The 12,093-nt window shown below is 72.5% G+C and carries 10 protein-coding genes; 2 read left to right on the forward strand and 8 right to left on the reverse strand.

The window, feature by feature from the left end; all coding sequences use genetic code 11:
* Window positions 1-84: 84 nt before the first annotated feature.
* From CR938_RS04600 to CR938_RS04630, 7 genes are all read right to left on the reverse strand, one after another.
* Window positions 85-1,674 (reverse strand): AMP-binding protein, encoded by a 1,590-nt coding sequence (locus CR938_RS04600; RefSeq protein ID WP_162123880.1) that lies wholly within the window; start codon window positions 1,672-1,674, stop codon window positions 85-87.
* Window positions 1,665-3,314, reverse strand: coding sequence for a carboxylesterase/lipase family protein (locus CR938_RS04605; protein ID WP_162123881.1), 1,650 nt, complete (start codon window positions 3,312-3,314; stop codon window positions 1,665-1,667). Before CR938_RS04605 ends, CR938_RS04600 begins: the two co-directional genes overlap by 10 nt.
* Entirely contained in the window at window positions 3,311-4,642 is a 1,332-nt protein-coding gene (locus CR938_RS04610; RefSeq protein ID WP_162123882.1) for a spinster family MFS transporter, read from the reverse strand. The genes CR938_RS04605 and CR938_RS04610 overlap by 4 nt, the downstream gene beginning before the upstream one ends.
* Complete coding sequence (locus CR938_RS04615) at window positions 4,642-6,798, reverse strand: TonB-dependent receptor (protein ID WP_211365173.1); 2,157 nt, start codon at window positions 6,796-6,798, stop codon at window positions 4,642-4,644. Before CR938_RS04615 ends, CR938_RS04610 begins: the two co-directional genes overlap by 1 nt.
* A gap of 336 nt (window positions 6,799-7,134) precedes the next feature.
* Window positions 7,135-7,986, reverse strand: coding sequence for a formyltetrahydrofolate deformylase (gene purU, locus CR938_RS04620; RefSeq protein ID WP_162123883.1), 852 nt, complete (start codon window positions 7,984-7,986; stop codon window positions 7,135-7,137).
* An 81-nt stretch (window positions 7,987-8,067) separates the two neighbouring features.
* The gene (locus CR938_RS04625) at window positions 8,068-9,165 is read right to left on the reverse strand and encodes an NADH:flavin oxidoreductase/NADH oxidase (RefSeq protein WP_162123884.1); all 1,098 of its coding nucleotides are present in this window, start codon (window positions 9,163-9,165) and stop codon (window positions 8,068-8,070) included.
* A 68-nt stretch (window positions 9,166-9,233) separates the two neighbouring features.
* Complete coding sequence (locus CR938_RS04630) at window positions 9,234-10,100, reverse strand: NAD-dependent protein deacetylase (protein ID WP_162123885.1); 867 nt, start codon at window positions 10,098-10,100, stop codon at window positions 9,234-9,236.
* A 139-nt stretch (window positions 10,101-10,239) separates the two neighbouring features.
* Here CR938_RS04630 and CR938_RS04635 point away from each other — a divergent pair, with 139 nt between their 5' ends.
* The gene (locus CR938_RS04635; RefSeq protein WP_211365174.1) at window positions 10,240-11,133 is read left to right on the forward strand and encodes a fructose bisphosphate aldolase; all 894 of its coding nucleotides are present in this window, start codon (window positions 10,240-10,242) and stop codon (window positions 11,131-11,133) included.
* A 51-nt stretch (window positions 11,134-11,184) separates the two neighbouring features.
* Window positions 11,185-11,805, forward strand: coding sequence for a bifunctional nicotinamidase/pyrazinamidase (pncA, locus tag CR938_RS04640; protein WP_162123886.1), 621 nt, complete (start codon window positions 11,185-11,187; stop codon window positions 11,803-11,805).
* A 106-nt stretch (window positions 11,806-11,911) separates the two neighbouring features.
* Here pncA and CR938_RS04645 read toward each other — a convergent pair.
* The coding region (locus CR938_RS04645) for a hypothetical protein (RefSeq protein ID WP_211365175.1) at window positions 11,912-12,093 on the reverse strand (182 nt) is incomplete at its 5' end.

A 12,093-nucleotide genomic window follows, 5' to 3' on the forward strand; every position in this document is an offset into this window, starting at 1 on the left:
GCCCTGGCGGGTTCTGGAAGTCGTAGCCTTTGCTGGCACCCTGCAGCCTCCCATGCCGCTTCGGATATGCGCGGACCGGAGACATCACGCCTCCTGCCGCCGCTGCGCGCAGCCGAACTCGGCCCTGAGCCGCATTTTGTCAATTTTGCCGGTCCCTGCCAAAGGCATGCGTTCCACGCGAATGACTTCGTCCGGCACCCACCACGAGGCGACCTCGCCGCGCAGCGCGTCCAGCAGCGTGGCGTCGTCCAGCTCCGCGCCCGGACGCAGCTCCACCACCAGCACCGGGCGCTCGCCCCACCTGGGATGGGCGCGGCCGATCACCGCGGCCAGCGACACGCCGGGGATGCGGCCGACGATCTCCTCGATCTCGGCCGGGTTGATCCATTCGCCGCCGGACTTGATCAGGTCCTTGGCCCGCCCGGTGATGGTCAGGTTGCCGTGCTCGTCGATCCGCGCCAGGTCGCCGGTGGGGAACCAGCCGTTGGCGTCCACCGCCGGCTCCTCCTGGCCGAAGTAGCGGTACACGGTGCTGGAGCCGCGCACGCGCAGGTGTCCCTCGCAGCCGCGCTGCCGCGGCAGCGGCACGCCCTCGGCGTCGGTCAGCAGCAGGTCCACACCGAGCGCCGGGCGCCCGGACAGGTGTGCGGCGCGCTGCGGATCGCCCGGCAGGGCCACGGTGCCGGTGGGGGAAAGCTCGGTCATGCCCCAGCTGGTCTGCACCTCCACACCCAGGCGCTCCTCGATGCGGCGCATCAGCGCCGGCGCCATCGGCGCGCCGCCGACCAGCACGCGCTGCAGCGAAGGCACCTCGCCACCGTGCGCGTCCAGGTGGTCCACCAGACCCAGCCACACCGTGGCCACGCCGATGGCCACGGTCACCGACTCGCGGTTGATCAGCCCGGCCAGGCGCGCGCCGTCCAGGTGGCGTCCGGGCAGCACCAGCTTCGCTCCCACCGCCGGGGCGGCGAACGGCACGCCCCAGGCGTTGGCGTGGAACATGGGCACGGCCAGCAGCACGCTGTCGCGCCGGGACAGGGCCATGGTGTCGGCCTGCAGCGCACGCAGGGTGTGCAGGAACACGCCGCGGTGGGTGTAGGTCACGCCCTTGGGCGCGCCGGTGGTGCCGGAGGTGAAGCACAGCCCGCACGGGCTGTGCTCGTCGAAACCGCCCCAGGGCACCTCGCCGGCGGCGGCCTGCAGCAGGTCTTCGAAGGCCTCCACGCCGGCCTCTGCGGCGCCGGCGTCGATGGCCAGGATGCGCGCGCCGGTGCCGGCACGGCCGACGATGCGCTGCGCCAAAGGCACCAGGTCGGCCGAGGCCACCACCAGGCGCGCCTGCGACTGCGCCAGCATCGCGCCCAGGTGGGCCTCGCCCACGCGCGGGTTGAGGGTGTGGCAGACCGCACCCATGCCCATCACCGCGAACCACACCTCCATGTGCGCGCGGGTGTTCCATGCCAGGGTGGCGACCATGTCGCCGCGGCCGATGCCCAGGCCCGCCAGCGCCGCCGAGGCGCGGCGCGCGCGCCGGTGCAGCTCGGCGTAGCCGGTGCGGTCATCCCCCACGCCGGCGGTCACCACTTCCGATTGCGGATGCCACTTGGCGCCGTGCTCCAAGAACTTGTCCAGGGTCAGCGGCCAGTCCTGCATCTGGCCGTGCATCACGGGCATCCAGCCACTCCTTCGGGCAGCACCGGCGCAATCACGCCCACGTTCCAGTGCCAGGGCTGGTCGCCCTGCGCGCGGCGGCGGCACACCACCGTCTCCACCAGCTCGAACATGCCCGGCATCAGGTGCTCGCCCGGCTGCGGGGTGCCGGCGAAGGCCATGTAGGCGCGTGCCTCGCCATAGGCCGGCCACGCCGGCAGGCCGGCGGCCGCCGGCCTGCCGTCGCGGGCGAACGAGGCCCAGTACTCGCGGGTGGCCCGGGCCATGGCGTTGTCGGCCGTGGTGTCCGGCACCTTCGGCCAGGCCGGCGGGGTACCGGCCCGGGTGCCCATCACGTACGGGATCTCGCTGGCGTGGAAGGCGTGCAGCCCGGACTGGTCCATGGCCGGATAGCCGTGGTTCCAGAAGTACAGGTACGAAGGCTGGCCCAGCGCGGTCTGCGCGCGCACCAGGCGCTCGGCGGTCCAGCCGTACATGGCGTCGCGGGTGGTGGCCAGCATCGCCGCGTCCAGGTCGGTGGATGGATAGCGGGCCAGCATGGCCTCGGCCAGGCTGCCGTAGCGGGCGCGGATCTCGGCCTCGTAGGTGGCCGCGTCGGCCGGCGGCGGCGGCAGCAGGAAGCGCAGCGAGCGGATCTCGCCCTCGTTGAAGCCGGCCAGGATCGGCACCGGCGCCTGCTGGCCGCGGTCGAACACGTCCACCAGCTGCGCCGGCAGCACCTTGCCGTCCACGTTGCCCAGCGGCATGTACGCGGCCAGGGCGGCCTTGATGGTCAGCTCCTGCGGATCCATCGCGCGCAGCCGCGCCAGGCCGCGCACGCCCAGCCTGCGGCTCAGTTCCAGGCCGGTCTGCTCGGCCGACGGCGTGCCGTGCACGGTCTCGCGCAGGGCCGGCATGGTGATCATGTAGGCGCTCTGGGCGATGGCCCTGTGGAACAGGCCGCGCGCCTGCGGCGAGGCCATCAGGTACATCACACTCAGCGCGCCGGCCGACTCGCCGGCGATGGTGACGTTGCCCGGATCGCCGCCGAAGGCGGCGATGTTGCGCTGGACCCAGCGCAGCGCCTCGATCTGGTCGAGCAGGCCGTAGTTGCCGGACACGCCCTCCGGCGACTCCCTGCTCAGGTCCGGATGCGCCAGATAGCCGAGGACGCCCAGGCGGTAGTTGATCGAGACCACCACCAGGCCCTGCCGCGCCAGCGCGGCGCCGTCGTACATCGGGTCGCTGCTGGTGCCGCCGGACAGGGCGCCGCCGTGGATCCACACGAACACCGGCGCGTCCCTGGCGTCCTGCGGCGCCCACACGTTGAGGAAGAGGCAGTCCTCGCTCATCGCCGGCATCTCCGCCGGCGCATACAGGCTGCCCGGACGCGAGGGTGGCTGGTGGCAGGACGCGCCGAAACGGGTGGCGTCGCGCACGCCGTCCCAGCGGCGCGCCGGCACGGGCGGCTTCCAGCGCAGCTGGCCCACCGGGGCCTCGGCGTAGCGGATGCCGCGGAACACGTGCAGCCCGTCCACGGCCTGGCCGCGCACGGCGCCTGCCGGCGCCTCCACGACCGGGCCCTGCGTTTCGCGGGCCGCCAGCGGCAGGGCGCAGCACAGCGCCGCGGCGGCGATGCACAGGCGGGCGGCGGAACGGATCATCGGTTTGCCTCCTGCATGGTCTGTTGGCGGATGCGCCGCGCCACCAGCAGGAACATGCCAATGGCCAGCGCGTAGAACGGCAGCAGCGAGTAGAACGCCATCTGCAGCGGGCGCTCGGTACCCTGCGCGCGGAAGAAGTCACTGGCCGCGCCCAGGTAGGTCGGGCCCAGGCCGAGGCCGATCAGGTTCATCACCAGCAGCAGTAGCGCGCCGGACAGCACGCGCTGGTCCGGGCGCACCTCCTCCTGCACCAGCGTCACCGCCGGCGACAGGTAGAAGTAGTTCAGGCCGGTGGGCAGCAGCAGGAACGCCAGCGCCAGCTGCCAGCTGCCGGCCGAGACAAAGGCGATGAACAGCGGCACGGCCAGGGCCAGGCCCAGGGCCGGCAGCCAGGCGTAGGCGGCCTTGGAGCGGCGCGCCAGGCGGTCGATCAGCCAGCCGGAGGCGGCCATGCCGGCGGCGATGCCCACGCCCATCACCAGCGCGTACCACACCGCCACCTGCTCCAGGCTCATGCCCTTCTCGCGCATCAGCATCAGCACGGTGAAGTTGAGCATGGCGTAGGTGATGAACTGGGTCGCACCGCAGGCCAGGGCGATGCCGCGCAGCACCGGGCTGGCGAAGAATGCGCGCAGGGTCGGCCAGAACGGCGCCCCGCCCTTGCCCGCCTCCGGCGCGGGGGCCGGGACGGCACCGCGGTCCAGGCCGCCCTTGGCCGGCTCACGCACCAGCAGCCATACCGCGGTGGCGGTGATGACGCCGACCACGCCGACCCAGATGAAGGCCTGGCGCCAGGAGTAGGCGGCGGCGATGGAGGCGCCGAAGGCCACGCCCAGGGCCTGGCCGATCGGCGGGCCGAGGTTGAACAGGCTCAGCGCGGTGCCGCGGGTGCCCGAGGGGAAGTAGTCGGAGATGATCGCGTACGACGGCGGAACGCCGCCGGCCTCGCCGACGCCCACGGTCATGCGCGCGGCCACCAGCTGCGGATAGCTGGAGGCCATACCGCAGGCGGCGGTGGCCGCGCTCCACAGCGCGCAGGAGAAGGCCAGCACCCGCACCCGGTTGCCGCGGTCGGCCAGCCAGCCGACCGGGATGGCCAGGATGCAGTAGAACATGGCGAAGTACAGGCCACCGATCAGGCCCAGCTGGCTGTCGCTCACGCCCAGCTCGTCCTGGATCGGCTTGGCCAGGATGGACAGCAGCTGCCGGTCCAGGAAGTTCAGGACGTAGACGAAGCACAGGATCGCCAGCACGAACCACGCATACGGGCCCGGGCGCGCCACTGGCGCGCCCGGTGCGGTGCCCGTATGGCCCGCGATGCCGGCCATCAGAACTGGTACCCGACGCGGACGCCCACCGTCCGCGGCCGCAGGGTGGCGAAGCGCCCGTCGAGGAAGGCCTCCGGGTGCACGTAGGTCACCGAGCGGTCGTCGAACAGGTTCTCGGCGTACAGGCCGACCGTCCAATTCTCGAACACCGCCGCCAGGGTGGCGTTGACGAAGGTGTAGCTGTCGGTGTGGCCGAAGGTCGCGCTGGGCACGCCCGGCTGGCCCGGCACGTACGGGAACGAGTTCGGGAAGCCGTTCACGTGCACCACCGCCAGCGAGGCCTTGCCGGCCGCGTTGTCGAACAGGTCGAAGTCGTAGGCGGCGGTGAACGAGCCGCTGAACTTCGGACCGGCCAGGCGCGCGCCCTTCACCGTGCCGGAGATTGCCGCCTCGGCCGCGGTCAGGTCGTCCACCCTGGTCTGGTTGAACGCGCCGTTGAGGGCGAAGGTCCAGCCCAGGGTCGGCATGGCCATCAGCTCGAACTCCACGCCGCGGCTGTAGGCGCCGCCGATGTTGGTGACGAACTGCACCGAGTCGGAGACGCGGTTGGCCTGCACCTGGATGTCGTTCCAGTCGATGTAGTACAGGGCGATGTTGCCGGCCAGGCGGCCCTGCAGCCAGCGGCCCTTCATGCCCAGCTCGTAGCTGACCAGCTCGTCGGAGTCGGCGCCATACGGGATGACGATGTCGTCCGGGTCCAGGGTGCTGGCGTTGCCGGCCTGGGCGTTGACGATCGGCGCGCGGAAGCCGGTGGCCACCGCCGCGTAGGTGGTGATGGACGGCGTCGGCCGCCACGACAGGCTGGCGCGGTACGAGGGCGCGGTCTCCCTGGCCTTGACGCCGGTGGCCGCCTCGACCGGGGTGAGCGTGGCCTGCAGGCCGCAGACGTTGAAGAAGCTGCAGTAGTAGGCCAGGGTCAGGTAGTCGGAGTTGTAGCCGCCCTCGCGGGTGAAGCCCTGCGCCTCGATGCTGCCGTAGCGCAGGCCCAGGTTGGCCCACAGGTCGTCGGTGAAGCGCCAGGTCAGCTGGCCGAACAGAGCCTGCTCACGGGTGACGTCGTAGGAGTGGAACTTCAGATAGTACTCGTCCGGCAGGCCGGTGATGCCGCTGCGCGCCAGGTAGTCCTCGTTGGAGCGGTAGGCGTAATAAACGTCGCGGTCGCGCTTGTAGTAGAAGGCGCCCAGCACCCAGTCGAAGCGGCCGCCGGTGTCGGACACCAGGCGCGTCTCCTGGACGAAGGTGCGGTACTCGGCCGGGGCGTCGAGGGCGAAGGCGAAGGCATGGCCGTAGGTGCCGGCCAGGTCCACGTTGAACAGCGCCTCGTAGTCGGACAGGGTCGAGGAGCTGGTCAGCCTGGCCCCATCGAACTGGTAGTTGATGGTGGCGTTGTAGTTGGTCATCGTGCCGGTGAACAGGTCCGGCCGGTCGGAGTAGCGCTTGTCCTTGCCCAGCTCCGGGTTGACCAGGAACGAATCCTCCGGCGCGCTCTCCTCGCGTGAGACGCGCAGCTGCGCCGACAGGCGGTCGGTCGGCTCCCACAGCAGGGTGACGCGGCCGCCGGAGGCCTTGAGCCTGTTGGCGTCCTCGACCCCGGTGCCGACGTTGTCGATGTAGCCCTCCTCGTTGCGGGCGAAGCCGACCACGCGCAGGGCCAGGCGGTCCTCCGCCAGCGGCACGTTGACCATGGCGTTGTAGCGCTGGCGCAGCGCGCTGGAGCCGGTGATGCCCAGGTCGGCCAGGAACGAGGCGTCGAAGGCGTTCGGGTCCGGGGCACGGGTGATGATGCGCAGGGCGCCGGCCAGCGAGCCGGAGCCGAACAGCGTGCCCTGCGGACCGCGCAGGAACTCCACCCGCTCCACGTCGTACAGGCTCGGGTCGAGCACGGTGGAGTTGCCGTTGGCGGAGATCGGCAGCTCGTCGATGTAGATGGCCACCGTGCTCTGCAGGCCGGCGCCGTAGCCGTTGGTGGCGATGCCGCGGGCGGTGAAGTTGTTGAAGTTGGCGCTGGCGCGGTTGAGCACCACGCCCGGCGTCTCATAACCCAGGCCCTCGTAGCCGACGATGCCCTTGGAGTCGAGCTCCTCCTGCGACAGCGCGGTCACGCTCAGCGGCACGTCCTTCAACGGCTCGCTGCGGCGGGTGGCGGTGACGACCACCGTGTCGAGCTCGGCAGGCGCGGCGGCCTGGCGCTCGGCCTCGATGGCCTAGTTGGTGGCCTGCGCCAGCAGCGACACAGGCATGGCGAACAACGCGGCCGCGGACGCGGCCGCCAGCAGACGACGCCCCATCTCCGAATCCCTCCCAGGATGCTGGTTAAAACGCGGGTGCGGCCCGGATACTGCCGGCCCCGGCAGCCGCCGTCAATACTCACTCACACGAATGTGAATTTTATTGCGGTGCAGCGGAAAGCCAGGCGCCCCAAGGCTTTCCGCGGATCGGCCCCATACCGGGGGGAATGGAAAAGCGGCACTTGACGCGACCGCCGTGCGGCCTCAGCGGAACACCACGGTGCGGTGGCCGTTGAGCAGGATGCGGTGCTCCACGTGCAGTCGCACCGCGCGCGCCAGCACCTGCGACTCGATGTCCGAGCCGACGCGGATCAGGTCGCGCGGGGTCATGCCGTGGTCCACGCGCGCCACGTCCTGCTCGATGATCGGCCCCTCGTCCAGGTCGGCGGTGACGTAGTGGGCGGTGGCGCCGATGATCTTGACCCCGCGTGCGTGCGCCTGGTGGTACGGGCGTGCGCCCTTGAAGCTGGGCAGGAAGCTGTGGTGGATGTTGATCGCGCGCCCGGCCAGGGCCTGGCACATGCGCGGCGACAGCACCTGCATGTAGCGGGCCAGCACCACCAGGTCCACCTGCTCGCGCTCGACCAGGTCCAGGATCGCCTGCTCCTGCTGCGGGCGGTTGCCTGCGTCCACCGGCAGGTGGTGGAACGGCACCCCGTAGGAAGCCGCCAGCGCTGCGAAGTCCGGATGGTTGGACACCACCGCGGCGATGTCGGCGCGCAACTGGCCGCTGTGGGTGCGGAACAGCAGGTCGTTGAGGCAATGGCCCTGGCGGCTGACCAGCACCAGCAGGCGCGCGCGGCGGCGCGCGTCGTGGATCTGCCAGTCCATGCCGAAGGCGGCGGCCGCCTCCGCGAAGCGCGCGCGCACCTGCCCGAGCGCCTCCGGCGCGGGCACGTCGAAGTGCACGCGCAGGAAGAAGCGGCCGCTTTCCGGGTCGCCGAACTGCTGCGCGTCGAGGATGTTGCAGCCCTGCTCGAACAGCAGGCCGCTGACCCGGTAGACGATGCCCGTGCGGTCCGGGCAGACCAGGGCGAGGATGTGGTCGTGGCGCATACGGGCGCCATGGTAGGCGAGGCCGGCGCCGCGCGTGGGCGCCGGTTGCATCTGTTACCGCCGCCGTCCCGGGCCCTGGCCTCAGCGGACGAACAGCCCGCGCGCCTCCTTCGGCTCGCAGCGCAGAAACTGCGGCGCCGGGCGCACCTGCGCGCCCAGCTCGGCGGCAGCGTGCCAGGGCCAGCGCGGGTCGTAGAGGATGCCGCGCGCCAGCGCCACCGCGTCGGCACGGCCCTCGGCGAGGATGGCCTCGGCCTGGCGCGGCCGGGTGATCCGGCCCACCGCGATCACCGGCATACGCACCTGCGCGCGGATGGCCGCCGCGAACGGCACCTGGTAGCCCGGCGCCTCCTCGATCCGCTGGCGCGGATCCAGGCCGCCGCTGGAGACGTGGATGAAGTGGCAGCCGCGCGTGTCCAGCGCGCGTGCCAGCGCCAGGCTCTGCTCCAGGTCCCAGCCACCGTCCACCCAGTCGGTGGCGGAGATGCGCACGCCCACGGCCACCTGCGGCGGCAGCGCCGCCCTGACCGCGTCGAACACCCGCAGCACCAGGCGCATGCGGTTCTCCAGGCTGCCGCCGTACGCGTCCTGGCGGCGGTTGCTCAGCGGCGAGAGGAACTGGTGCAGCAGGTAGCCGTGCGCGGCGTGGATTTCGACCAGGTCCAGGCCGATGCGCGCGGCGCGCCGCGCCGATGCGGCGAAGGCCTCCACCAGCGCCCCGATGCCCGCCTCGTCCAGCGCCTGTGGCACGCCGTGCCCGGCGTCGTACGGCAGCGCGGAGGGCGCCACGGTGGTCCAGCCGCGCGGGTCGTCCGCGGCGACCGGGCCGCCGCCCTCCCATGGCCGCACGGTGGAGGCCTTGCGCCCGGCATGGGCCAGCTGGATGCCCAGCGGCATCGGCGCCCAGCGCCGCAGCACGGCCACCAGCGCGGCCAGCGCCGCCTCCTGGTCGTCGTTCCACAGGCCCAGGTCGGCGTGGGTGATGCGCCCGCGCGGCTCCACCGCGGTCGCCTCCAGGATCAGCAGGCCGGCCCCGGACAGGGCCATGTTGCCCAGATGCATGTGGTGCCACTCCGACACGCAGCCCTCGTGCGCCGAGTACTGGCACATGGGCGCGATGACGATGCGGTTGGGCAGGGACAGCGGACCGAGGTCGAGCGGGGTGAACAGCAGGCTCATGGACGTCACGGGAACCGGAGGGACGCATTCCAGCGCCGCGCCGGTCCCGCTTCAACGCCAACGGCGGATCACTGCGTCGCGGCCGGATCACCGCCGGCCAGCGCCGCCAGCACCTGGCCGCAGTCGGCCTGCACCTTCAGCCGCAACAGCGGGTCGGCGCGGGTCCGACCCCGGTTCACCGCTGCCACCGGCAGGCCGGCCTCGGCGGCCAGGCGCACGAAGCGGTAGCCGGAATAGACCATCAGCGAGGAGCCCACCACCAGCACGGCGTCGCAGCAGTGCAGGCCGGCCACCGCCCCCTCCACCCGCGCCCGCGGCACCGCCTCGCCGAAGAACACCACGGCCGGCTTGAGCAGGCCGCCGCAGGCCTCGCAGTCCGGCACGCGGAATTCCGAGAAGTCGGCCTCCAGGCCGGCGTCGCCGTCCGGCGCCACCCGCGCCAGCAGCCGCTCCCAGCCGGGGTTGAGCGCCAGCAGGCGCGGCTGCAGGCCCGCGCGCGGCGTGCGCGCGCCGCAGTCCAGGCCCACCACCCGGCCCAGGCGGCCGTGCAGGTCCACCACCGCCGTGCTCCCGGCGCGCTGGTGCAGGCCGTCCACGTTCTGGGTCACCAGCAGTCCGATCCGCCCCTGCCGCTCCAGCGCGGCCAGGGCGTGGTGGGCGGCGTTGGGCCGCGCCGCGGCGAACGGCGCCCAGCCGGCCAGGCTGCGTGCCCAGTAGCGGCGCCGCACCGCCGCCTGCCCGGTGAAGGCCTGGTAGGACACCGGCTGCGGCCGCTTCCAGGCGCCGTCGGCGTCGCGGTAGTCGGGGATGCCCGAGCCGGTGCTGATGCCGGCGCCGGTGAGCACGAACAGGCGGCGGTGGCGGTCCAGGAAGCGGCGCAGCGCCGCGGCGTCGGCCGGCGGCGGAGCGGCGGGAACGGCGGCGGCGGCATGCATGGGTCCAAGACGGTCCCACCGCCGGCGCCCGCCGGGCGCCCGCACGACAGCGCTGTCGCCAGCCGCGGTTACGGTCCGGCCACGCGCGGGAGGCTAAGATTCGCCCATCCGTTCCACCTTCAACGCCAAGGGAGCAGTCGTGACCATCAACCAGGAACAGCGGGACCGCATCGCATCCGGCAAGGGCTTCATCGCCGCGCTCGACCAGAGCGGTGGCAGCACGCCCAAGGCCCTGAAGCTGTACGGCATCGACGAGTCGGCGTACTCGAACGAGGATGAGATGTTCGCGCTGGTCCACCAGATGCGCACCCGCATCGTCACCAGCCCGGCGTTCACCGGCGAGCGCATCCTCGGCGCGATCCTGTTCGAGCGCACCCTCGACGGCAGCTTCGCCGGCAAGGAGGCCGCGCGCTACCTGTGGGAGGACAAGCGCGTGGTGCCGTTCCTCAAGATCGACAAGGGCCTGGAGGCCGAGGACGGCGGCGTGCAGCTGATGAAGCCGATCCCCGGCCTGGAGGAGCTGCTGGCCACGGCCAAGGCCAAGGGCGTGTTCGGCACCAAGGAGCGTTCGGTGATCAAGGCCAACAACCCCGCCGGCATCGCCGCGGTGCTGGACCAGCAGTTCGAGCTGGCGCGCAAGGTGCTGGCCGCCGGCCTGGTGCCGATCGTCGAGCCGGAAGTGGACATCAAGGCCCCGGACAAGGCCGCGATCGAGGCCGAGCTCAAGCGCGGCATCCTGCAGCGCCTGGACACCATCGACCCGGCCACCCCGGTGATGCTCAAGCTCACCCTGCCCAGCGTGGACGGCTTCTTCCGCGAGCTGGTCGAGCACAGGTCGGTGCTGCGCGTGGTGGCGCTGTCCGGCGGCTACAGCCGCGAGGAGGCCAATGCCCTGCTGGCCCGCAATCCGGGCGTGATCGCCAGCTTCAGCCGCGCGCTCACCGAAGGCCTGACCGCGCAGCAGAGCGACGAGGAGTTCAACCGCGCCCTGGACGCCTCCATCCAGTCCATCTACGAGGCCTCCATCGCCTGAGACCCGGGCGGCCGCGCCGGCCCGGCGCCGGCGCGGCCCGCCCCGCACGCCATGCATCCCGAATCCACCGCCCTGATCGTCGTCGACCTGCAGCCGGACTTCATGCCCGGCGGCGCGCTGCCCTGCCACGAGGGCGACGCCATCGTGGCGGACATCTCCGCGCTGCTGCGGCAGCGCCGGTACCGCACCGTGGTCGCCACCCAGGACTGGCACCCGCCCGGCCACGCCTCCTTCGCCAGCAGCCATCCCGGCCGCCGGCCGTTCGAGCAGATCCGGCTGCATGGCCAGCCGCAGACCTTGTGGCCGGACCACTGCGTGCAGGGCACGCCCGGCGCCGCGCTGGATCCGCGCGTGGACTGGAGCGCCGCCGACCTGGTGCTGCGCAAGGGCACCCGCCCGCAGGTGGATTCCTACAGCGCCTTCCGTGAGAACCACGGCCCCGACGGCACCCGCCCGCCGACCGGGCTGGCCGGCTGGCTGCGCGAGCGCGGCATCGCCGAAGTGCACGTGTGTGGCCTGGCGCGCGACTACTGCGTGCTGTGGACCGCGCAGGACGCAGCGGCGGCCGGTTTCCGTGTGCGCTTCCTGTGGGAGCTGACCCGTCCGGTCACGCCGGAGGGCGACGCGCCCACCCGCGCCGCGCTGGAGGCGGCCGGCATCGCCATCGCCTGACGGCCCGTCCGGGCCGGGGCACCGGCCCACAGAAAAACCGGCCCCGCGAAGGGGCCGGCCCATCCGACGCCGCGTGCCCGGCCGCGCCGGCACGCAGGGGGAGGCGTCAGAATTCCTGCCAGTCCTGCCCGTCGGCCACGTCCGCGGCGGCGGGTGCCGGCGCGGTGATGCGGCGCAGTCCGGCCGGCACCGGCCTGGACGGGGCCGCACGATCCTCGCCCCGCGCCCTGGCCGCCTGCGGCGCCGGGCGCGCGTCGGCGGCCAGGCGGAACACGGCCACCGTCTGCA

Origin of the sequence: Pseudoxanthomonas taiwanensis (assembly GCF_010093135.1) — a bacterium.
GTDB lineage: Bacteria > Pseudomonadota > Gammaproteobacteria > Xanthomonadales > Xanthomonadaceae > Pseudoxanthomonas > Pseudoxanthomonas taiwanensis.